The organism is Halobacillus litoralis, from assembly GCF_020524085.2.
GTDB classification, from domain to species: Bacteria; Bacillota; Bacilli; order Bacillales; family Halobacillaceae; genus Halobacillus; species Halobacillus litoralis_E.
The window spans coordinates 1,700,478-1,724,236 of the sequence record NZ_CP129016.1 but is presented as its reverse complement, the minus strand read 5'-3'; the positions used below and the strand labels follow the sequence as shown (position 1 = coordinate 1,724,236).

Below are 23,759 nucleotides of genomic sequence, written 5' to 3'. Positions count from 1 at the left end.
CTGTAATGTTATTTCAAAAAGACCCAAAGTTAATAATACAGATGCGGTGATGTTGGAATTTGAGTCTTCCATTTGTAAAAAAAATACCATACCAGGTCATCCAATATCTGGATGACCTGGTATGGTTATTATTTCCATTAAATTAGATATACCGTTCCTTCATAAGGAGCTAATCTTCCGCGATTCGATGATTCCTTTTCATTTGTAATAATGACAGGCTTTCCTTCAATCTCTTTTACAATGTCCTCATCTAATGCTACTTCTTCTGAAGAGAAGTTACAGACGACAAGAAGACTTCCTGCACCACTGACACGCTTATAAGCAAAAACGTTCGGATCTTCTCTCATCAAGAGTTCAAACCTGCCATCCGTGATCATATCGATTTCTTTTCTCAAACGAATCAACTGTTGATAGAAGTAAAACACGGAGTTCTTATCTTTCAGAGCACGCTCCGCATTAATCTCACTATAATTCGGATTCACCTGGATCCACGGTGTTCCGTCTGTAAAACCACCATTTTCCGAATCATTCCACTGCATCGGAGTTCGGGCATTATCACGGCCTTTTACATAGATGGCTTTCATGAGATCTTCATGAGACCATCCTTGTTCCTTCTTCTCTTTATACATATTGAAAAGCTCAATATCCCTATATTCTTCGAGTGTGTCAAAGTGGACGTTCGTCATGCCAAGCTCTTCGCCTTGGTAAATATAAGGTGTTCCCTGCATCATGTGCAGGCAGATCGCGAGCATTTTCGCAGACTTCACTCGGTATTCTCCATCATCACCGAAGCGGGAAACGATACGGGGCTGGTCATGGTTGTTCCAGTACAAACTGTTCCAACCGACATCATGGAGCGCGGTCTGCCATTTTTCAAAATTCTCCTTCAAGTCGACAAGGTTTAATTCCGTCCAATTCCACTTATCCCCGTCCGAATCCAAATCCATATGCTCGAATGTAAAAATCATGTTCAATTCTTCATTCGCAGGATCCGTATAACGCTTCGCATCTTCAGGAGAAGCCCCCGGCATTTCCCCTACTGTAAACACATCATAGTTTGATAGAACTTCCCGATTCATTTCCTGCAAAAATTCGTGGACACGAGGGCCATTCATAAAATAAGGGCTGCCATCTCCATTCTGTCCATCCGGATAGTCGGGATCTTTAGAGATAAAGTTGATGACATCCATCCGGAAGCCGTCCATTCCTTTATCCAACCAAAACTTCATCATATCGTACACATCTTCGCGAAGCTTTGGATTCTCCCAGTTCAAATCAGGCTGCTTCTTCGCAAAGATGTGCAGGTAATATTGGCCAGTCGTTTCATCATAAGCCCAAGCCGGCCCACTGAAAACAGAGTTCCAATTTGTTGGTGGCTCTCCGTTCTCTTTGCCATCTTTCCATATGTAATAATCACGATAAGGATGACCCTTGCTTTTCGAAGACTCCACGAACCATGGGTGTTCATCAGATGTGTGATTAACAACGAGGTCCATGACCAACTTCAAGTCTCTCTTATGAGCTTCTTCCAACAACCGTTCCAAGTCTTCCATACTTCCAAATAGATTATCCACTTGACGGTAGTTACGAATATCATAGCCATTATCTTCTTGCGGAGAATCATAGATCGGCGAGAGCCAAAGAACATCCACACCCAACTCTTTCAAGTAATCCAGCTTCTCTATAATTCCAGGGATATCACCAATTCCATCCCCATTCGTATCATTAAAACTCTTCGGATAAATTTGATAGACGACACTCTTTTTCCACCACTCATGCTTATTCATCTCTACCACTCCCTTATGAGAACCTTCTCATATAACCTTAACGCAAAACTGCGGTTCACTTCCATTATTTGTTGTACCAGGTCATACAGATAATGGAAAAAGGCAGCCAACTTATAGTTGACTGCCTTTTTATTTAGAGCGCTTTTACTAATCCTCCATCAACCACCAGGGATTGGCCTGTTAGGTAAGTGTTGGCTCCTGAGGCGAGAAATACAACGGTTCGGGCGAATTCTTCTGGTTCGCCATAACGACCGATTGGAATCGATTGTTCCGTACTCTTTTTCAGCTCTTCTACAGAGACCTCCAGTTTATTAGCTCTCTTTTGATCGAGCTCCGCTACTCGATCTGTAGCGATACGTCCGGGGCCTACGGTGTTAATGAGGATCTGATCCCCTGCAAGCTCTTGAGACAGACTTTTAGACAAACCTACAATTCCTGCCCGAAACGTGTTGGATAAGATAAGATTGTCCAGCGTTTGTTTGATAGAAGATGAAGCAATATTGATGATTCTTCCTGACTGTTGTTTCTTCATGGCAGGCAAAACTTCCCGTATAGAGCGCGTAAAGCTGAGTAAATTCAGTTCAAACGCTTTCTGCCAGTCTTCATCATCAAAATTTTCAAATGTTCCCGCTGGCGGCCCACCGGCATTATTAATCAGCACATCAACCGTTCCAAAAAGGTCAATGGCCTTATCGATCAGTTGTTGAATATCTTCCTTTTTGGTGACATCACAAACCTGGTACTCGACTTGAGTGTTCTCGCTCACTTCTTGAATTTCAGCTTTCGCTGATTGAAGTTCTGCTTCATTCCGACTAGAAATAAGGACACGAGCTCCTTCCTTGGCGAACTCCATGCTGACCGCTTTTCCAAGCCCTTTACTCGAAGCTAGTACAACGACTGATTTATTCTCTAACTGCAAGTCCATATCCATTCACTCCTCATTATTTTTTAAATCAACGACTGAATTTTCCAGTACCATCATACGATCAACTTCACATTCAATCTTGTCACCATCTCTAATAACCACCGCTCCTGGAGTTCCCGTCGAGATGATATCCCCTGGAAGGAGGGTCATAACTTTAGAATGGAAGGAAACCAATTCGTAAGGTTGAAAAGTCATGTTCCTTACTTTGTTCGTCCGATGAACTTTGCCATTGATTTTTGTTGTAACGTTCACTTCTAAAAGATCACCGATTTCATCAGGAGTGATGAATTCCGGCCCGAAACTAAAGAAGGTATCAAAACTTTTTGCTCTCGTTAAGTATCTAGGATTTTTGCGCAAAATATCTTCTGCTGTCATATCAATGATTGTTGTATAACCGGCAACTACATTTCCCGCGTCAGCAGCTTCGACATCTTTACACTCTCTGCCGATGATCACACCTAACTCTGCTTCTCCTGTCGTACGTTCGGACTGTTGGGGGACTTTTATTTTGTCCCCATGACCGATAATTGCCGTATCAGGCTTCATAAAGCTCGCAGGTTCCCCTTTAGGTGCAGCTTCGTCCAAATCGGAAGCATGGTCGACGTAATTTAAACCAATCCCCCATATTTTTCTGGGGTGGCGATAGAGGGGACGGTAATCCGGATCTTCAATAGATGGAATCCGTTCTTTATTCTCATCTGCCAACTCGTTCCACCATTTCTCAAAATGACTCAATTGGTTGGATTGAATCAATTCGAACATGGTCGTGGTCCAGGATTGTTCAAAGAAATCATTCACATCGGTTAAAGAAGTGACTTGCCCTCCCTCATTTCTTATCACTGCGATCTCTTTTCCATCTTTCAGTATCGTAGATAAGCGCATAACATCTTCCTCCTCTATTAAAGAGCTGTTCGTTGTTGTTGAAGATCATTGTTACTCTTCAAATTTGTGACAAGTACAAAAGCAAAGATGGCTAAACCGATAAAGTCGGTGAGGAGCCCTGGATATATCAATAGCAGAGCTCCTGCTCCTGCTAAGGCCCTCATCCATACAGGTACTGTGGATTTAAGATAACCTTCGGCCATGATCGATAACATAAAGACTCCAACGAGGGAAGTTACGGTGATCACCAAAATGTTCATGACTGTTGCGTCAATCATCAACATCTCATGCGAAAAGACGAACATAAACGGAACGATGAACCCAGCGATCGCAAGTTTCATAGCTTGGAATCCGGTCTTGTTTGGATTTCCCCCTGCTACTCCAGCTCCCGCAAATGCTGCTAAAGCGACTGGTGGCGTAATATTGGCAAAGATACCGAAGTAAAAGACAAACATATGCGCCACGAAGGTAGCCGTTTCCGTAGATCCCGCAAGCTCACGATATAACGGAAGCTGTAGAAGAATAGGCGCAGCCATCGTACTGGTAATGATGTAGGTTGGGATACTTGGAAGACCCATTCCTAAAATTATAGATGTGATCATCGTCAAGATCAGAGTGATAATCAATTGAATCAGCGGGCTGTTTACAGCACTACCAATACTCACAATGCTATTAGCAATCTCGAGCGCAACCCCTGTAAGGGAAGCAATTCCTACAACAATACCGACTGCACCACACGCAATCGCTACAGGGACAGTCGTTTTAGCCCCTTCTTCAAGGGCATTCAAACAATCTTTAATCCCCACTTCATCCCCTTCGATTTGAAGCCATTTTCTCCAAAGGTTGATCCCAAGAGGAAGAGCAACGATCAATAAAAGTTCCCACCAATCACTACGAATGTTGGGTATATTCCCACCTGTGACCAAAGCCGACAGTTGGGGTTGGAAAATCAAATATAAAGAAAGAGCAACAATAATCGGAAGCATCCGTTTCGTTCCGGAAATCACTACAGTTGCAATGATTGACCAAAAAGCAGCATAAAAAGGTGTCTTCCCGGAGAAAAGCAGGTAAAGCAAAGTCAACATTGGAATGATTAAGTGACCACGCTCAACAAGGACCCCTTTTAATGATGGGAGTTCTTCTTTTGGCAGTCCTCTTAGTCCTCGTTTAGACGCTCGGAAATGAACCTGCAGCAATATGCCGACATAGAACAGTAAAGCAGGTATGATTCCAGCTAAAATGATCTTCGTGTAAGCGACATTTAAGTTTTCTGCCATAATAAAAGCAGCAGCCCCCATGATGGGTGGTAAGATTTGACCTCCTACACTGGCCGCAGATTCTACAGCTCCGGCAAAGTCTTTCTTATAACCAATTTTCTTCATGAGAGGGATGGTGAACGTACCGGTCGTTACAACATTCGCAATGGCAGATCCGTTAATCGAACCTAGAAAACCACTGGCAATAACCGCAACTTTCGCTGGTCCACCTTTGGTATGACCGGCAACAGCAAGAGCTAAATCATTGAATAACTGACCCATTCCTGACTTTGCGAGAAAAGCCCCGAACAAAATGAACAGAATGATGTAACTGGCTGAAACCCCGATAGCGGTACCGAGAACACCTTCTGTAATAAAGACCAATTGAGAAATAATCTGTTTTGAAACACTTGTGATCACGGCAGGATTCAGGTCCGGATACACCGACAATTTCACATAAAATCCATAAATGAGAAAACCAAGACCTAAAAGAGCAAGCCCCCATCCGGTTACACGTCGAGTAATATCGAACAATAGTAGAATGATAAGTACACCAACATAAAAATCGGTGTCATTGATTTGACCGCCGGATTGGATAATCCGTTCAGCGGTAGCCAGCATGTAAATCCCTACAAACAACGACAACCCCGCCGTTATGTAATCATAAAAAGGGAGACCTCTCTGCCCTCTTTTCCTAAGGAACGGATACATAAGAAATCCAAGTGTCATCAATGTATAAAGGTGGATACTTCTCTGTTTCACATCAACAAGTGAGCCTGCATAAGACGTGTACAAATGAAACAAGGATAAAGCAATCGCCAATACCGAAATCGTTAAGGCGATCGGTTTTGCCATATTCACACGCGTGGTACTCTCACGATCGTATTTTTCCGCTGTTTCGCTCTGCTGCTTGTTCACCTTTCCTCACCCCTCCAATAAATTGCTATATACTGACCTAGTGGAACTTTCTGAACCTTTACTTGATAGGCTTTCTGACTTTCAAGCGATAAAGTGGTATCCTTTCCATATATGAACCTATGATTGGTGCTTTTACCTGTCCGAATCGCCAGCTGCTTGCCTATCCTTTGGGAGATCCCTGTCATGTATACCCAGCCATCTTTCAGATAGGTCTCATCCCCAGTATCGTTTGGCACACCTGCCCCAAACGTTTTGAAACGGGTGGACGTCAATTCAATCGTTCCGCTCTCTATGACAAACATCTCTTCCCAGGTCTCTTTTTCAACAGAATGAGTCCAACTGATGGTAAAGCCATCTCCTTCTTCAACCCGAAATAGCCTGATTAATTCCTGATTAGAATAAATACCGAGCGCTTCCACTTTCACAAAGAATAAGGAGAGTGCTGCACTAAAAATGACAATAACGCCAACAACTAAATAAGTCTGTTTCATGGAATAAAAAAGGGCACCAGAACGATGCCCTGTTTCCTTTACTCTAAAATGCCTTGTTCTTCATAGAATTTCTTGGCACCTGGATGCAATGGAGCAATTAAACCTTTAGCAATTTCATCACGCCCCAATTGCTTCAACGCACCGACGGAAACTTCTTCTGTTCCCAAATATTCATAGTAGCGTTTAGTCATGTCATAGACGACATCTTCACTCAAATCCGGACTGACGATGATCATATTTTGAATACCCACCGTCTCAACAGCTTCGTCTAAATTGTAACGGGCTTCGTCACCAGCTTCGATCGTATTTGCCTTGTAGAATGGATATTTTTCCATAAGTGCATTCGCAGTTTCCCCTTTGATTTCAACAAAGTTGATATCCGTCTGCTGCATCAAGTCCGTAATGTTGCTGTTCGGTACACCTGAAGTGAAGAACGCAGCATCTAAATTTCCATTCTTCATTTCCTGTACACTATCGGCATAACCCGTGTGTGTTACTTTAGAAAGATCATCATAAGTAATTCCAACCGCTTCAAGCACTTTCTTCGCACTTTGTTCAACCCCAGATCCTACTTTACCTACTCCTACTTTTTTCCCTTCGAGATCTTCAATGGATGAAATACCGCTGTCCTTCAAAGCTGCAACCTGGACGACATTCTGATACATTCCCGCCATTGCTTGTACTTCTACGGCGTTTCCATCAAATTGACCTTGCCCTTCAATCGCATCATAACCAACGTCACTCATGATGATGGCCATCTGGTTAAGGCTGTCCTTAATGTTTTGGATGTTAGCTACAGATGCCCCCGTAGATTCTACGGTTACATTGTCAATACTATCGCTCTCTTCAAAAACCGGCTTTAGTGCGCCACCAATAGGATAATAAGTCCCGGACGTTCCACCTGTACCAAAGACAATGGACTCAGACCCACCGCCGGAACTTGAAGCCTCTTCTGACCCGCCATCACTGCCACAAGCTGCCAAAACTAACGTAAATGCTAAAGATAAAACAAATAATAACCGTTTCATCGTGTTTATTCCCCCAATTCGTAATATTCTAAAAATAATGGTAACGCTTTCAATTATTAAAAAAAACATTACGAACATATTGGACATTTTGGTCATTTTGGTCTTTGCTTTTATTCATAAAAAAAGAGGCCTCTATTTTTGATAAGAGAACCTCATTGCTTCACCTGGTAACGATTGACTGGACGGCCAACCCCGCCGTACTGGATATCTATATTCAGCTGTCCATTTTTTTGGAGATAGTCTAAATATCTCCTTGCTGTCACCCGAGCCATTCCCAACCCATCCGCTACCTCTTCTGCGGATAAGGCAACGGCATCCTGTTTCAAATAATCTAAGATTTGGTTTAAAGTTTGTTGATTCAATCCCTTAGGAAGGTGATTCATTCCTTTTGATGATGGAGCATGGTTGAATAAAGTATCCAACTGTTCCTGAGCGACCCCACCTTCTCCTGTCATACGGGTACGGAAATTTTTATAATCGAGAAGAGCTCGTTCCAATCGTTCAAATTTGAAGGGCTTGATAATATAATCCACCACCCCATATTGAAACATGGAACGAATCATGCTTTTGTCATTGGCCGCCGTGATCACCATAACCTCTACATCGAACGCTAGACGACGAAGCTCCTGCAATGTCTTCCTCCCATCCAGGGCAGGCATGTAGATATCCAGAATGACCAGGTCAGGTTGATGTTCCCGGATAAGCTTCAATCCTTTTTCTCCATTAGAAGCGATCGCAACGACATGATAGCCTTCCACCCTCTCGATGAATTGCCGGTTCACTTCCTGGACCATAGGATCATCTTCAATCAATAACACGCGAATATCTGATCGTTGTTTCCTCATCCTGTCCCTCCTCTTTTTCCATAGGGAATTCAATAACAAAACTTGTACCTTCCCCGATTTGTGAGACAACTTCGAATTCTCCGTATCCTTTATCTACGATATTTTTCACGAGATATAATCCAATGCCAGACCCTTGATCTCCTTTCGTTGAATAGCCTTTTTGAAAAATTCTCTCTTTCTGTGCTTCCGATATCCCTTCCCCATTGTCCTCAACCATAACGGTACACTGATGTCCATCCTGTAAGATGGACACATTCACCAACTTCTCCTCTCGATGGATGCTATGCAGAGCATCAAAAGCATTTTCGACGAGATTCCCGACAATGAGGACAAAATCGTGTTGGTCCAATAATGGAGGATAACTTTTCAACGTACTATTCTCATCTATGGACACATCAATCCCAAGTTCTCTGCCCCGGCTGACTTTACTAATCAATAACCCCGCCAAGCTGTAATCCTTGAATTTATGAACCAGCATACGGGAAAGCTTCTCATGCTTTTCTGATGTTTCAAATACAAAGTTTAAGGCTTGTTCCTTTTGATCAAGCTGAATTAATCCTGCAATTGTATGTAATTTGTTTAAATGCTCATGGTTTTGAACACGCAGGGCATCGACAAACGCTTTTACGCCCGTCAGTTCTTCTGCAAGTTTGGTAACATTGGTACGATCCTGAAACACCATGACCGCCCCGATCACTTCTTTATCCACCCGTATGGGAACTCTCGTATTGAATAGGATGGCACTGCCATACCTTATTTCCTCATTGAACGCTGTCTCTCCTGATGTAAGGACGTGATGCAGCCGCATTTCCGGGACCACATGTTGAATGGGTTTGCTCAAGTAATTTCCTTTCAGATCAAGAATCTCTTTCGCCTTTTCATTCATAATGGTGATCTGACTATCTTTATCTACAGCAATGATTCCTTCATTCATGGCTTGAAAAGTAGCGGTTCGCTCTACTAACAATTGAACAATTTCATAGGGTTCTAATCGGTACGTCTGCTCTTTAAGGTGTCTGGCAAGTAACCATGAACCAATAACTCCGAACAAGGAAGTCAGAAACAGGATGAAAAAAATCTCCCTTTTCATATCTGATAAAATCTCAGTGATCGATGGTAGAAGATTTCCTACAATCACGACTCCTATCTGTTCGTGATTTTCATTCATTACGGGTACAAAACCTCGGACCGCTACCCCGGCATCGCCTTGAGCTCTTGTTGTATAACTGTGTTCGGCGAATGCGGGTCCTTCATCCTTTCCTGAGGAAAGGGTTCCAAGCTTATCTTCTATAGGATGAGAAAAACGAACACGATTCATATTGAGCACCACAATGTAATCAGAGTTGTTAATGGTTCGAATCCTATCCACCACAGGATTAATTTCGTCCCATCCTTCCGGTTCGGATAAATGATTTTTTAACGCTGGCAAATTGGCTACTGTGCGCCCCGTTACAAGGGCATGCTCTCCAAGGGACTTCTCTCTGGATTCAATGGTGTTCCCTATAATGACGATGCCACCGATGACGATAGAAAAAAGAACGATTCCAAATGATAGAATAGTAATCTTCCAACGAATCGGCATATGTTTCAGTGACATGGTCCATCCCCTTCCTCTATCCTCTCTTCATTCTAGTGTATCACTTAATTGTCGAACTATGGTAAACTGATGTAAACGATTCCAGGAGGGATTCTTCTGAAGACCTTCACAGCGATCAGTCTCTTCATCTGCACGGGTATTTTAACTGCCCTCTATTTGGGCTTTGACTTCAGTGAGGCCTCAGAGACCCTTGAATATGACGATGAACAAGAAGGGATTAATGATGAAGTTGTTATAAAATTCAGCCACGTCGTAGCCGAAAACACTCCCAAAGCGAGAGCAGCGAGAAAATTTGCTTCTCTTGTCGAAACACGATCAAACGGGGAAATCAAAGTCGAAATCTATGCGAATGGCAGTCTATATAATGATCAAAACGAATATGCAGCCTTAAAAGACGGACATATCGAAATGATCGCTCCTGCTACGTCAAAAATGACGGCCCATGACCCTGGATGGCAGGTTCTTGATCTCCCCTATGCGTTCTCTACTTTCGATGATGTAAAGAAAGCTTATGAAGGAGAGTTAGGTGATCAGTTATTCGATCGTTTGGACAGTGACATCAGAGGAATGACCTATTGGTATAACGGATTCAAACAAATCACAAACGACAAAAAGCCATTGCTTTTACCGGAAGACTTCAAACGGACGCATTTTAGAATTATGCCAAGTCCTATGATTCAATCCCAGTTCAAATCGCTGGGCGCAAGCACCAGTGAGATTCCTTTCAATAAAACGTACAGCAATTTGGAAGTCGGTTTTATCGATGGACAAGAAAATACAGCCTCCAATATTTTTTCTAAGAAATTGTATGAAGAACAGAATTATATGACCATAAGTAACCACGGTTACTTAGGCTATGTTGTCCTAATGAATAACGAATTTTGGGAAGGGCTTTCAAAAGAGCATCAAATGATAATTACGAACGCACTGGATGAGACCACCGCATGGATATGGAGACATGCCATTGAAATGAATGACTCACACCTCCGCCAAATGAAACGAATGGTCTTCATGGAGATTCACTATTTAAGTAGCGAACAAAAAGAGCTTTGGAAAGAAAAGTTTAAAAGTATCTATCAAAATACTGATATTAGCCAATCATTGATGGAAGAACTAGAACGAATACAAGAAGAATAACTTCACACTTGAGGAGGAAGATGAAATGAGAACCGTGTTTGTCGCTGGTCATTCTAAATTACCGACGGGTATTGCCGCCAACCATATCTCTGAATCTCTTACTTTAACATTGGAAATCGATCAAAAATATGGTGTCATTGTAGATGCCTCCTGTACGCTTGCTACTGATCACGGAAGAGGCTATATTAAATCATTATTAAAAGGGTTCAGCTTAAAGGATGGAATCGAAGAACCATTGAATACATTAAGAAAAGGGTATCTTGGGAAAGCCGGGAACGCCCTTGAAGCCGCCCTGAAGGATGCACACAAACAGTACCACCAACATATGTAAAAGGACCAGCACATGCTGGTCCTTTTTTTGCTTATTTTGCTATAGCATACGACCGTTCAGGAAGTCGCTCAGCAATCTCTTTGCCTATCTCCAGTGATGCGGTTGCTGCTGGAGAAGGGGCATTGCAAATGTGTACGGTCCTCTTTCCTGAAATGATATAAAAGTCATCCACGAGCTTTCCGTCCTTCAACATGGCCTGTGCTCTCACTCCAGCATCTGATGGAAGGACATCTTCCGGCTCAATGGAAGGGACGAGACGCTGCAGGCTCTTGACAAAACTTTTTCTATGAAATGAACGTACCATTTCCTTCATCCCTTCTTTCATATTGGAACCAGCCATTTTCCAGAAGCCATGAAAAGATAGAATATCTCGCGTGTCTCTCCAGTCAAAATCAGTTTTCCTATACCCTTCACGCTTGAATGTGAGTACAGCATTAGGACCTGCATGGACTCCTCCATCCAACGTTTTCGTTAAATGGACACCAAGGAAAGGAAAATCCGGATTAGGAATTGGATAGATCAATCCTTTTACGAGATGACTTTTCTCTTCTTTTAATTTGAAATACTCTCCACGGAATGGAATAATCCTCAATTCACTATGAATCCCCGCCATCTTAACAATGCGATCACTGAACAAACCTGCACAGTTCACCACATACCTGGCCCGTACATTCTTGCCGGGAAGATCGATGACTACCTCTTCCTTGTTCTCATGAAGGTCCCGGACCGGTTGACCGAGTAAAATATCAACCCCTGCCGCTTCCAGTAGTTCTTTTAACTTCTGGCTCACCTGTTTATAATCAACGATTCCGGTGGTCGGTACTCTAAGCCCGGCGATTCCATCGACATAGGGTTCTATTTCTTTTAATTCATCCCGGTCGATCCTGGTAACATTCCACCCATTCTCCTGGACTCTTTCATACAAGGCCTTCATACGTGGAAGCTCTTCTTTTTCAGTGGCCACGAGCACTTTTCCACATACATCATGAGGAATATCGTTTTTTTCACAAAAGTCCACCATGGATTGGCGACCTTGAACAGCCATCCTTGCTTTCAAACTACCAGGCTTATAATAGACACCAGAATGAATCACTCCACTATTTCGGCCGGTTTGATGGATGGATATACTTTTTTCTTTATCAATGACAGCAACTCTTGCGTCTGGATCTTTTTTCTTAATGGCATGAGCAGTCGACAATCCGACAATCCCGCCGCCGATGACAGCATAATCATACATTCCAAAACCTCCCGTTATTGAATAAATCGACCTCTTTGACGGAGCAACTCTCTATGAAGCTCTGTATTCTGTTCGAAAGCCCCTCGACCGTGAAGCCAAAAACGATTGTTCAACATAACGAGATCCCCTACAGGGAGTTCCAACTCGATCACTCCTTTGGATTGTTCCATTGAATGGGAAAGCTCCTGTAAGTATTCAGCTTGTGTAATCGTTTGAGGATAAACAAATTGATCGATGAAACAAATACAAGGGAGGTTGTTCCACGTATAAAATGTCTTCCTGGTAACCTCTTCAGAAACGTTCTTGCTTGCAGGGGCTTTATAAGTAAAAGGATAAGAAGCTAACGAATGATTGGAGAAGTATTCAAAATCCTCCCACTCATCCAAGTGAAGAAGTCTCGAGCTTCCTCCAACCGCGTTCTCCTCTTCCATTTTCATCATAAGCAGCCAGTCCGTTGGTTCGTCCACATAGGTCCCATCCGTATGCAACGTGAACCTTCGGTAAGCTTGACGAAGATAGGAATCACTGTCGTCCGTATGTTTCACAGAGAATCGGGCGTAATACTTTTTTCGACATGGCATCAAAGTTAGGAATACCTGCCAGGTGAGAAAAAGCAGTTGAAAACTTCACATAATCCTGGGCATCTGCATTTTCCCCTCCCAGACCGACCGTGAAGCCGCCGGATAAACGATCATGAAGAATATGGCGAATGGTTTCACCGAATGATTCATCCAGTAAGTCTTGAAGAGCTTTTGCAACCATAAGACGCTGATAAGGAATATAGTCCAGTTGTTCATCACTGATGTCTTTGACGTCTACCAAAAATTGCTGTACCACCCATGGCTCCAATTCTACTTTATACAATCGAGGATGTTCCTTGTTAGTCTCTATACGATACCCATGACCTGTCCATACTTGTTCCGGATGCTTTTTCGTCTCAACCATACTCATAAAAAATCCCTCCAAAATTTTTGATTGTTTATGAACTGATTACGAAAAAAAGCCAGTCCTCCCCTAATAGGGAAGAACTGGCTTCTTACTGCGAGAATACCTCTTTGGCATTAGAGGTTATAACAGTCTTAACAGTTCAAATGATTAGCTGCGTTCTAGTAATCCTGAATCAAAAGGGGTTACCTTTTTGAGGGATTACTTTCTCCAATCACCTTAAACTTATTTGACAATTCTGTCAATAAAAAACAGCATGAGTTAATCTTCAAAGAGTTAAAGCTTTTTATGAAATAAGTAAAATCAACCCAACATAAATGCGCTTTCGTTTCTTGGCTAAATCAAAGAATTCCTTCCCAGTATTGGTTAAATTGAACAAACTATTCAATTGGAAAATGGATGTTTCTATAAGAGAATCAATGATAATATATAGGTATTCACACCATAAGGAGTACCGCTATGAACCATTCATCACACTCGAACTATTCATATAAAGATTACATCGATTCCCCCGAGGGGCTTGCTGACAGCATCGCGGAAACCTTAGGATGTCCGGTGACCATTGAAGATGCCAATCACCGCATCGTCTCTTACAGCAAACATGAGAAAAACGTGGATGAAGCAAGAACGGCAACCATTATGCGACGGAAAGTGCCCGAGCATGTCATCAATGGCTTATGGAAACAAGGCATCATGGCCAAACTTTTCGAAAGCGATCAGCCGCTCATTGTCAAAACGATTGACTCCATTGGACTCGGTCACAGGTTAGCTGTCTCTGTCCGCAAGAACAATGAAATTCTTGGTTTTATCTGGGCCCAGACGAACGACCTCTCCGTAACAGCTAAACATTTAGATGAGATGAAAGAAGCCGCCCAGTGGGTCAGCCATCATTTGTTGAGACAGCAGGCGAAAAAGAAAAAGACCGAAGAAAACCGCAAAGAGTTTTTCTGGCAGCTGCTGACAGGCTCTCTCCAAAACCAGGCAGAGATCAAACGACTGGCCAAGAAGTTTCATATGAATCTGCAGGGTCAGCTTTGCGTAGCTGTGTTCGAATTTACGGAAGAAATGAGTCAGGCCGTGGAACGTCACGCCTATTACTTAACAGAAACCCTTCATCAAACCCGGATCGTAAACCGTATTTTTGATGATCAGCAGCTCATTCTTCTTGTCCGTACAGATAATAAGGAAGATGCGAATGAAATGAATCAGGCGTTCATTCGTGAATTTACCCAAAAGATGAAGGAACGTCTTCATTTTGAAGATTTAAAAGGGGCTTTCGGTCTGATCTATGACTCCCCGACATTAATCAGCGACAGCTATAAACAAGCGTTAAAAGTATTGGAATTAAAAGAACAGTATTCCACAGGACTTCAGAACGTCGACAACTATCAGGACCTTGGTGTCTATCAATTCCTTAACGAACTGTCGGCTCTTCAAAAACGGGAAAACTACAAAAACGATGCCCTGACCAATATCAAAGCATACGATGAACGGAACAATTCCATGTTGCTTGAGACATTAAAGGTTTTTCTTGAGAAAAATAGCAATGTCCACCAGGCAGCCGCGCACATGCACATTCATACCAACACGCTGAATTATCGATTGAAACGGATTAAAGAAATTGGCAATGTCGATTTTAAAGATATGAATCAGAAGACGATGCTCTACCTGGATTTACTGATCCACGAGAACGAACAGGAGGATTTGTGATTTTTCACAAATCCCCCTGTTTATTTTTTCACTTTCACCTAAACAAAAAAAGAACGCAGGCGAGCTATACTTTTCTTACATTCAATTTGAAAGGTGGACGTTCCCCATGATTATCGGAATTCCAAAAGAAATTAAAAATAATGAAAACCGCGTAGCGATTACGCCTTCAGGTGTCATCAATCTCATGAAAGCCGGACACACGATCCGCATCGAAACCCAAGCCGGTACAGGAAGTAATTTTACCGACGAAGAATATCGTGATGCTGGTGCTGAGATTGTTGAAACCGCTTCCGATATTTGGTCGAATTCAGAAATGGTAATGAAAGTAAAAGAACCACTACCATCTGAATATGGATACTTCCGTAAAGGACTTATTCTTTTCACATACCTTCACCTTGCAGCGGAACCTGAACTAACAAAAGCATTAGTTGAAAACGAAGTCACTTCCATTGCCTATGAAACGGTGGCTGTTGATAACAAACTTCCTCTTCTTACTCCAATGAGTGAAGTGGCTGGACGTATGGCGACACAAGTCGGAGCTCAATACCTTGAAAAATCCTTCGGTGGTAAAGGAATCTTGTTAAGCGGTGTTCCTGGCGTTTCCCGTGGGAAAGTCGTTATCATCGGTGGAGGCATCGTGGGTACGAACGCAGCGAAAATTGCGATCGGCCTTGGTGCTCACGTAACCGTATTGGACTTGAACCCGAATCGCCTTCGTGAGCTGGATGATCAGTTTGGCAAAGACATTCAAACCATGATGTCCAACCCGTTCAACATTGCGGAAGCAGTCAAAGAAGCTGACCTCGTAATCGGAGCTGTTCTGATTCCAGGAGCAAAAGCACCGAAACTTGTAACGGAAGACATGGTCAAAGAAATGAAAGACGGATCTGTCATCGTTGATGTCGCCATCGACCAGGGTGGAAACTTCGAAACGGTTGATCACATCACGACACACGATGATCCAATTTATGAAAAACACGGCGTCCTTCATTATGCGGTCGCAAACATCCCAGGAGCTGTCCCACGTACATCGACGATCGCTCTTACAAACGTAACAATTCCTTATGCTTTGCAGATTGCTTCCAAAGGTGTTAACAAAGCAGTGGAAGATAATAAAGCGATTGAAGCAGGAGTTAACACAGCCAATGGCCACCTGACTTATGAAGCGGTTGCTCGTGATCTTGGCTATGATTACAAACCTGTACAAGAAGCTCTTCAGTCTTTGGCACGCGTATAAAACAACAGGCTCCTCCATATTAATGGGGGAGCTTTTTTCATAGAGAGGAGAGAATCACCATGACCAGCTATCGGCCGACATGGGCAGAAGTTTCCCTAAATGCTCTCACGGACAATGTAAAAGCATTTAAAGAGCATATCGATAATAACTGTGAATTGATGGCAGTAGTCAAAGCAGATGCCTACGGCCACGGCCTTTTAGAGTGTGCAGAAGTCATGATTGAGGCTGGAGCGAACCGCTTGGGGGTCGCCATTATTGAAGAAGCTATGGAGTTAAGAAAAGCAGGAATCAAACTCCCTATTCTCGTTTTTGGCTACACGCCGAGAGCAGCCGTTCAGGATGCTATGAACCATGACATTACGTTGACGGTTTTCACGGAAGATGTCTTAAAGGAAATTGTGCATGAAACTGAGCAGCGGCAGCGTTCTATGATCATACATATCAAAGTCGATAGTGGGATGCACCGGATTGGTCTCAAAAGATCTGTGGATATCATCCAGCTTTTAGAACAACATGCCTCGCCACTTGTACAAGTGGAAGGGATTTTCACTCATTTCTCTGATGCAGATAATGAAGACCCTGCCTATACAGAGCAACAATTTGATCACTTTTTATCTGTCGTAGAAGAAGTGGAAAAGGCTCATGGGACGATTCCAACCAAGCACTGCTGCAACAGTGCGGCCACCATTAGCTTCCCACATATGCACATGGATATGGTTCGAGTGGGTGTAAGCTTGTATGGTCTTTACCCTGGTGAGCACATGCAGGAATCGATTCCTCTCCATCAAGTGATGAGTTTAAGAACAAAACCCGTCATGGTAAAAACCGTCCACCCCGGAGAACCGATCAGTTATGGAAGATCCTACGACCCTGACAACCCGATAAAAGTAGCCACTGTTCCCATCGGTTATGGAGACGGCCTCCCCCGCTCCCTTTCAAATCAAGGAGAGATTGTCGTCAACGGGAAGAGAGCGCCGATTGTGGGGAAAGTGTGTATGGATCAAACCATGGTGGACATTACATCTGTCGGTGAAGTTCGCGAAAAGACTGAATTCACCATCTTCGGCGAATCAACAGAAGGTCACATCCCCCTTCAAGAAATCGCTGACCAGCTCAACACCATCCATTACGAACTCACCTGCCAAATCGGCAAACGCATACCAAGAAAATACGTTTGATTAATCCTAATCATTTCCACATTCACAGACCAAGTCACCCAATTATTTACATCAAGGGTGACCTTTATTTATCCACCATTTTAAGAGCTTCTCTTACCTTCCATATTTTAACGTACCAGGTCATACAGAAAATCCCAATTCCATTTCCAATTCTTCTGCCACACAAAAATTCTCCTTACTTCTTCTTTATTAGTTCAATAGTTGGAATTTATTTCGCAACTCGAAAAGTTCGTGTGACGGTAATTGTGTCTAAGAACCGTGATTAAAGTCTTATACTGAACTTCTATTCGACATTATTTTCAGAATATACAAACAGTTCAATCTACTCTGTATACTTTATCCTATATTACCTATAATTGGATACATTATTACAAGGAGGTTGGTTATGAAGAAAAAGCATGTCATTCCAATGGCCGTATTATCATCCGCACTATTAATGGGGACCGTAGCCCCCACGCAGTCCTATGCAATTAGTGAAAATGCAACTCCTAGTGTCCACGCGCAGATCCAGCAAAGCAGTGTACATAAGGATATAGACAATCGTCCATTCTTTGTACAGGAAAAACAGAGAGAAAAGTACACAAAAGCCAACGAGGCCTCTGCAAAAGCACACCTGAACAAGAATAAGGAAAATTATAAAATGAATGATCCTGAAAATAGTCTAGGTAACGCAGAAGTTACGAAAGACGACCTGGGAATGACTCACGTCAAGCTTCAGCAGGAAAAGAATGGCGTACCTGTAGAAGGCCACCAAGTGACGGTCCATTACGATAAAGAAAACCAAGTCCAAACCGTAAACGGTCAATTTAACGAAACGATCGAACAAACAGATATTTCTACTGAAGCATCATTAAGCGATGCTAAAGGGTTGGAAATAGCCAAGGACGCTGTAAAAGCTCCAGAACAACTCGTGGAATCTCCATCATCCAATCTTGTCATCTATCCGTTTCAAGATGAAAATCACCTCGCTTACAAAGTAAATGTAAACTTCCTTGGAGAAAATCCATGAAACTGGTTCGTTTATGTTGACGCCAACACTGGTGAAGTGATTGACAAATATAATGCGATCATGCACGCCGATGGATATCAATCTTCTAAAGGATCTGGAACTGGTGTACTGGGCGACCACCGTAACCTTCACATAACCCACAGCAACGAAGAAGGTGTGGAAGCGAACGGAACGGACTTTTACCTGTATGATAAATCCCATGAAAATCTAGACGGTATATACACATACGATGCACAGAACAGCTGGAACTACGCGGCCTTACAAGACAAACTATTCTCTTCACGTGACGCGGCCTTTACAGATGATTATGAAAAACCAGCCGTTGATGCCCATTACAACTCTGAAAAAGTGTACGAGTACTATTTAGAAGAACATGACCGCAACTCCATCGACGGGGAAGGAATGGCCATCAAGTCGACGGTCCACTTTGGCCAGGATTATAACAACGCCTTCTGGAACGGCCAGCAAATGACGTATGGTGACGGAGATGGTGAGTTCTTTATTCCTCTATCCGCTGGTCTTGATGTTGCTGCACACGAAATGACCCACGGAGTAACGACCAACTCAGCAAATCTTAAATACCGCTTCCAATCCGGAGCTTTAAACGAAGCTTTCTCTGATATTTTTGGAGCAATTGTTGATGAGGAAGATTGGGAAATTGGTGAAGACATCATGGCGGAGGACGCGATTGCTTCCGGACGAACATCCTTAAGAAGTTTGAGTGATCCCAGCAAATATCCTGTCGGCTCAAAATACGCTCCATATGGAGACGGCAACGGCATGTATCCTTCCCACATGGATGAATTTTATGACCTGCCTTTGAATTTAGATAATGGTGGTGTCCATATCAACTCGTCCATCATCAACCATGCAGCATACATCACAGGTGAACAGATTGGAAAAGAAAAACTCGGCCAAATCTATTACCGTGCTTTGACTGTCTACTTGCAGCCGGAATCAGACTTCAGCCACGCTAGAGAATCACTTATCCAATCCGCTGTTGACCTCTATGGTGAAAATAGTGAAGAAGCTCAAGCTACAGAAGATGGATTCAATCAAGTAGGAATCACAGAATAAGGAGGGATCGTCTATGAAAAAACAAGTATTTGCTGTTGCTAGTTCTATCGTATTGGCTTCCAGTGTGGCCATCCCAACATTTGCAGCCGGAAACCACCCCGGTACACCCGAGCAGCAAACCTACAACAGCTCCGGTTGGACAGACTATGGTCAGTTGACCAAAAAATTAGAGCAGATTGAAAAATCCAGTCAAGGAACTGTAAAAGTCGACGTCGTCGGTCAATCCAATAACGGATTGGATATCTATCAAGCTCGTGTAGGTCACGGCGATAAAGTCATTCTTATCGAAAGTGAAATCCACGGCAATGAAAAAACAGGAACCGAAGCCATTCTGAATCTATTAAGCTATTTGGGTTCAAGCAATTCTCCTCACGCCCAAAAGATCAGAGAAGAAGTGACACTTGTTACTCTTCCCAAAATGAACCCGGATGCTTCAGAGCTGGACAGGCGTGGAAATGACATGTCCTGGGGCAGAAGTCGTCGAAGACTTCCCACAACTGGCTGATGCCGGTGGACCGACATGGAATTACTATACCGATCGCACAATCCAGGGGGATGATTACACTGCCAAACCAGGATTTGATGTGAACCGCGACTTCAATCCTGATTTGGATTATGTGCCAGAAGCGGAAGATGTGCCAGGTTCTTCATCACAGCCGGTTGGTACGTCACTCCTGAAGCCCAAACCGTCCGTGATGTCTATAAAAACTTGCAGGATGAATTCGGAACGGTCGATGTTTTCATAGACCTCCACCACCAGGGCCTCTATTATGTAGATGGCACAAGTGATCCCGTCACGTTGTCACTATCCGGCCAATTCGTACCTGATCCAAACTCAGAAGAAGGATCGAAGTACTCTGAGTATGCAGATCACTATGATTTCGATTATTCCCGCCAGTTGAATATCGCTGCCTACGATGCGCTGCAAGAAATGGGGAACTCACCATTTGACAACATCACCCTTTACAGACAAGGGCTGGACCTTCCTGGTACAGCATTAGGTTCTTTTGCCCTTAACGGAAGCGGTACTGTCCTTTTTGAAGTGACGGGTCAAACGCAGAGCCTGGGGCAGAAGAAAAAAGGAATGCTTGTGAAAGCTGTGGAAACAGGTCTGAGAGGAATTATTGAAGGTGTAGCGGAAGACAAAGTTGAAGATGTAACCCCTGAAGATTACGAAGAGATCCCCAAAACCGCTTATAGTCCAAGCTTGTAAAAAAATGTGGGAAGCCCTAACCGGCTTCCCACATTTTTTATAAGTACGAGTTTCATAAAAAGCTTCACGGGTGAGTGATCGGTTTCGCTCTACACAGCTGGAGCCAGCCGGTATAAAGCCAAAAGGGAGGGCGGGCCTTAACCAGGTCCGCCCTCCTTCTATTCATCTCTTATCAATTTGAAGGTCCCGATTCCTTTGGCCAGCATCTTTCCGCTCTGATCCCGCAATTCACCCTCAGCCGTAACAATTTTGTATCCTTCCTGAATGATTTTCCCTGTAGCATAAATTTCTCCCCCTTGTGCAGGAGCCAGATAATTCATGTTCAAATTCATGGTCGTACACCGGGTCCTTGTTTTAGAACGTATCGCCATTCCTAAAACTAAATCAATCATGGTGGCATGCACTCCTCCATGCAATGTACCGTTCACATTATACAAGTGCTCACGAATGGGGAGGGTCAGTAGGACGTCTCCTTCATTGAAACGGGAAATAACAAACCCGACATGACTAAAAAATGGACTCTCTTCAAAACTCTTCTTAACTTCCTCTAATGATTGCACGCTTCCGCCTCCTTTATTCACCTTTGAAAACAGGCGTTCTCTTTTCAAGAAAGGCTTTCGTCCCTTCGTTTTTATCTTTCGAATTAAACAAGACGGCTTGCGAAAGTTTTTCCAGCATAAGACCTGTTTTCAGGTCCGTTTCTGTACCCATATGAACAGAGAGCTTAGCGAGCTGCACGGCCAATGGCCCTTTAGAAAGGATCTTTTCACTTACCTCTCTCACCTTATCTAGTAAATTTTCGGGTGAGGCCACCTCCGTAATGAGACCGTATTGAAGCGCTTCTTCTGCATCAATGATTTTACCGGTCAAGATCATCTCCAATGCTTTTCCTTTGCCGACTAGGCGCGCGAGCCTCTGGGTCCCCCCTGCTCCCGGTATAATGGAAAGGTTCAGTTCCGGGAGACCTAACTTGGCATTGGTAGAAGCAACTCGAATGTCACAACTCATCGCTAATTCACAGCCGCCACCGAGGGCATAACCATTAATCATGGCGATTGTAGGCTTTTCAAAGCTTTCGATTTTATTATAGATGTCCTGCATTCCATTCCCCTGCAAAGCATCCACAGCCGTCTTTTCTGTCAACTGGTTGATATCTGCTCCAGCTGCGAAGGACTTGTCCCCTTTTCCCGTAAAAATAACGACGCCTACTTCCCTGTCGGCCGAGGCGCGGTCAAGCGCTTCCTCGATCTCATCCAAAGTCTGCTTATTAAGCGCATTACGTACATCCGGGCGATTGATGGTAATGAAACCGAGTTGCCCTTCTCTTACATATTCAATATTTTCTAATGCCATCATGATCTTCCTTTCTTCTTTGTTTCTTCAGCCAGTACTTTAAAGGTCCCCGATCCCTTTGCTACCACACGCTGATCAGAATCTTCCACAACCCCTTCACCGACCACGGTTTTTCCACTCTGATGGGTAACCCATGCGTAAGAGGTATAGGGGCCTCTATCCGACAAGTCAAAATAGTTCATGTTCAAGTTGACCGTACTCGTCGGTTGTTGTAATTCTTCTCCAATCGTCGATCCAATGACAATGTCCAGCATGGTTGAGAACAAGCCCGCTGGAACGGTTCCATCCTCATTCAAGACCTCAGCGGTAAGTGGCAGCTCAAGGATGACGCGTTGTTCCTCATCCAAATGTTTGCTGAACCCGATGTGAGCGAAAAAAAGCTGAATAATCCCTCATGAAAAAGCCTCCCCCGCCTACATTTGTTCAACCATGATCGCCATTCCCTGGCCGCCACCAGCGCACAAGGTTGCAACCCCAAGCTGTTCTTTTCTTTTTTTCATTTCATGTAAAAGGGTGGTTACGATCCTTGCCCCGCTTGCACCGACAGGGTGTCCAAGCGCAATGGCTCCACCGTTGACATTGACCTTATCCTCGTCCAATCCTAATTCACGGATGACAGCTAAGGATTGAGAAGCGAAGGCTTCATTCAGCTCCACCAACCCAATCTCCTCTACGGATTTATTGGTTCTTTCCAAAAGTTTTTTTTACAGCTGGTACGGGGCCGATGCCCATTAATTCTGGAGATACACCCGCCGTTGCCCAGTCGACGATTTTTGCGAGCGGAGTCAGTCCTAGCTCCCTTGCTCTTGATGCCCGCATGAGAACAAGAGCCGTTGCCCCGTCATTTCTACCACACGCATTCCCAGCCGTTACGGTCCCGTTATCCCTGAAAGCAGACCGTAAATGGGAGAGCTTCTCTAATGTGGTATTCGGACGAGGGTGCTCATCGACCTCAAATGTCCATGAAGACTTCTTATCTTTTACCTCAACAGGGACGATTTCATCTTTAAATCTGCCTTCTTCGATTGCGCGGGCAGCCCTCCTCTGACTCTCGATAGCAAAAGCATCCTGGTCTTCTCTTGTCACCTCATAACGGACAGCCACATTTTCGGCTGTGATGCCCATTCCAAGGTTGTTCCCATATATTTCTTTGGGTTGCTGACCTGCTTCTGTATTGGAATCTACCAACTGGGTTCGGTCACCGCCAAACCTTGAGTTTCTAAGATAGATCGGCGAACGACTCATGCTCTCCGTCCCACCAGCAACGACAATGTCCGCTTGTTCAAAAATAATTTGCTGAGCCCCGGAAGCGATGCACTGCATCCCGGATGCACATAGGCGATTGATCGTATAGGCTGGTGATGATTCAGGAATCCCTGCTCTCAGAGCAGCGACTCTGGCTACATTCGAGGACTCTGTGGTCTGCCGGACTTCTCCCATAATGACTTCATCCACTTGTTCAGAAGCTATTCCAGCACGATGCACAGCCTCTTTAATGGCAATGGAAGCCAGGTGCCCGGATGATTCATTCTTCAGGGCACCTCCATAACGACCGATGGGTGTACGTACAGCGCTTACAATGACAATTTCTTCGTTCATTCTC

The 23,759-nt window shown here is 43.7% G+C and carries 19 protein-coding genes and 3 pseudogenes; 8 read left to right on the top strand and 14 right to left on the bottom strand.

Going from position 1 to position 23,759, the window contains the following annotated elements; translation table 11 throughout:
- Positions 1-137: 137 nt before the first annotated feature.
- From LC065_RS08625 to LC065_RS08590, 8 genes are all read right to left on the bottom strand, one after another.
- Positions 138-1,787, bottom strand: coding sequence for a glycoside hydrolase family 13 protein (locus LC065_RS08625; protein WP_226592171.1), 1,650 nt, complete (start codon positions 1,785-1,787; stop codon positions 138-140).
- A 133-nt stretch (positions 1,788-1,920) separates the two neighbouring features.
- The gene (locus LC065_RS08620; protein ID WP_226592173.1) at positions 1,921-2,712 is read right to left on the bottom strand and encodes an SDR family oxidoreductase; all 792 of its coding nucleotides are present in this window, start codon (positions 2,710-2,712) and stop codon (positions 1,921-1,923) included.
- Between the two features lie 6 nt (positions 2,713-2,718).
- Positions 2,719-3,594, bottom strand: a complete 876-nt coding sequence (locus LC065_RS08615) for a fumarylacetoacetate hydrolase family protein (RefSeq protein WP_306163894.1) — start codon at positions 3,592-3,594, stop codon at positions 2,719-2,721.
- 17 nt (positions 3,595-3,611) lie between these two features.
- Entirely contained in the window at positions 3,612-5,768 is a 2,157-nt protein-coding gene (locus LC065_RS08610) for a TRAP transporter permease (RefSeq protein ID WP_226592177.1), read from the bottom strand.
- Entirely contained in the window at positions 5,765-6,259 is a 495-nt protein-coding gene (locus tag LC065_RS08605) for a DUF1850 domain-containing protein (protein WP_226592179.1), read from the bottom strand. The genes LC065_RS08610 and LC065_RS08605 overlap by 4 nt, the downstream gene beginning before the upstream one ends.
- 38 nt (positions 6,260-6,297) lie before the next feature.
- Entirely contained in the window at positions 6,298-7,287 is a 990-nt protein-coding gene (locus tag LC065_RS08600; RefSeq protein ID WP_226592181.1) for a TAXI family TRAP transporter solute-binding subunit, read from the bottom strand.
- 152 nt (positions 7,288-7,439) lie between these two features.
- Complete coding sequence (locus LC065_RS08595; RefSeq protein ID WP_226592183.1) at positions 7,440-8,132, bottom strand: response regulator; 693 nt, start codon at positions 8,130-8,132, stop codon at positions 7,440-7,442.
- Positions 8,092-9,729: an ATP-binding protein gene (locus LC065_RS08590; protein ID WP_226592185.1), complete on the bottom strand. Its 1,638-nt coding sequence runs from the start codon at positions 9,727-9,729 to the stop codon at positions 8,092-8,094. The genes LC065_RS08595 and LC065_RS08590 overlap by 41 nt, the downstream gene beginning before the upstream one ends.
- A gap of 156 nt (positions 9,730-9,885) precedes the next feature.
- Between LC065_RS08590 and LC065_RS08585 the strand changes: the two genes are divergently transcribed.
- Both LC065_RS08585 and LC065_RS08580 read left to right on the top strand, forming a co-directional pair.
- Positions 9,886-10,866 carry a DctP family TRAP transporter solute-binding subunit gene (locus tag LC065_RS08585; RefSeq protein WP_226592187.1) on the top strand — a complete coding sequence of 327 codons (981 nt, stop codon included), beginning with the start codon at positions 9,886-9,888 and terminating at the stop codon, positions 10,864-10,866.
- 25 nt (positions 10,867-10,891) lie between these two features.
- The gene (locus LC065_RS08580) at positions 10,892-11,197 is read left to right on the top strand and encodes a DUF3870 domain-containing protein (RefSeq protein WP_220584246.1); all 306 of its coding nucleotides are present in this window, start codon (positions 10,892-10,894) and stop codon (positions 11,195-11,197) included.
- A gap of 31 nt (positions 11,198-11,228) precedes the next feature.
- Here the strand turns inward: LC065_RS08580 and lhgO are convergent, their stop codons facing one another.
- Together lhgO and glaH are read right to left on the bottom strand one after the other, a co-directional pair.
- The gene (gene lhgO / locus LC065_RS08575) at positions 11,229-12,434 is read right to left on the bottom strand and encodes an L-2-hydroxyglutarate oxidase (protein ID WP_306163893.1); all 1,206 of its coding nucleotides are present in this window, start codon (positions 12,432-12,434) and stop codon (positions 11,229-11,231) included.
- A 14-nt stretch (positions 12,435-12,448) separates the two neighbouring features.
- A pseudogene (glaH, locus tag LC065_RS08570) lies at positions 12,449-13,385 on the bottom strand (glutarate dioxygenase GlaH).
- 453 nt (positions 13,386-13,838) lie between these two features.
- Here glaH and LC065_RS08565 point away from each other — a divergent pair.
- From LC065_RS08565 to LC065_RS08545, 6 genes and pseudogenes are all read left to right on the top strand, one after another.
- On the top strand, positions 13,839-15,089 hold the full coding sequence (locus tag LC065_RS08565; protein ID WP_226592193.1) for a PucR family transcriptional regulator: 1,251 nt from the start codon (positions 13,839-13,841) through the stop codon (positions 15,087-15,089).
- Positions 15,090-15,195: 106 nt separating this feature from the next.
- Complete coding sequence (gene ald, locus LC065_RS08560; protein ID WP_226592196.1) at positions 15,196-16,326, top strand: alanine dehydrogenase; 1,131 nt, start codon at positions 15,196-15,198, stop codon at positions 16,324-16,326.
- Between the two features lie 59 nt (positions 16,327-16,385).
- Positions 16,386-17,504 (top strand): alanine racemase, encoded by a 1,119-nt coding sequence (gene alr / locus LC065_RS08555; protein WP_226592198.1) that lies wholly within the window; start codon positions 16,386-16,388, stop codon positions 17,502-17,504.
- Positions 17,505-17,889: 385 nt separating this feature from the next.
- The gene (locus tag LC065_RS20480) at positions 17,890-18,513 is read left to right on the top strand and encodes a hypothetical protein (RefSeq protein WP_371933424.1); all 624 of its coding nucleotides are present in this window, start codon (positions 17,890-17,892) and stop codon (positions 18,511-18,513) included.
- A 36-nt stretch (positions 18,514-18,549) separates the two neighbouring features.
- Positions 18,550-19,590, top strand: a complete 1,041-nt coding sequence (locus LC065_RS20475) for a M4 family metallopeptidase (RefSeq protein ID WP_371933423.1) — start codon at positions 18,550-18,552, stop codon at positions 19,588-19,590.
- 13 nt (positions 19,591-19,603) lie between these two features.
- A pseudogene (locus tag LC065_RS08545) lies at positions 19,604-20,803 on the top strand (M14 family zinc carboxypeptidase).
- A gap of 158 nt (positions 20,804-20,961) precedes the next feature.
- Here LC065_RS08545 and LC065_RS08540 read toward each other — a convergent pair.
- From LC065_RS08540 to LC065_RS08525, 4 genes and pseudogenes are all read right to left on the bottom strand, one after another.
- On the bottom strand, positions 20,962-21,363 hold the full coding sequence (locus LC065_RS08540) for a PaaI family thioesterase (protein WP_226592204.1): 402 nt from the start codon (positions 21,361-21,363) through the stop codon (positions 20,962-20,964).
- 13 nt (positions 21,364-21,376) lie between these two features.
- Entirely contained in the window at positions 21,377-22,156 is a 780-nt protein-coding gene (locus tag LC065_RS08535; RefSeq protein ID WP_226592206.1) for an enoyl-CoA hydratase/isomerase family protein, read from the bottom strand.
- On the bottom strand, positions 22,156-22,503 hold the full coding sequence (locus LC065_RS08530) for a PaaI family thioesterase (protein WP_306163892.1): 348 nt from the start codon (positions 22,501-22,503) through the stop codon (positions 22,156-22,158). The genes LC065_RS08535 and LC065_RS08530 overlap by 1 nt, the downstream gene beginning before the upstream one ends.
- Positions 22,504-22,569: 66 nt before the next feature.
- A pseudogene (locus LC065_RS08525) lies at positions 22,570-23,755 on the bottom strand (thiolase family protein).
- Positions 23,756-23,759: the final 4 nt, after the last annotated feature.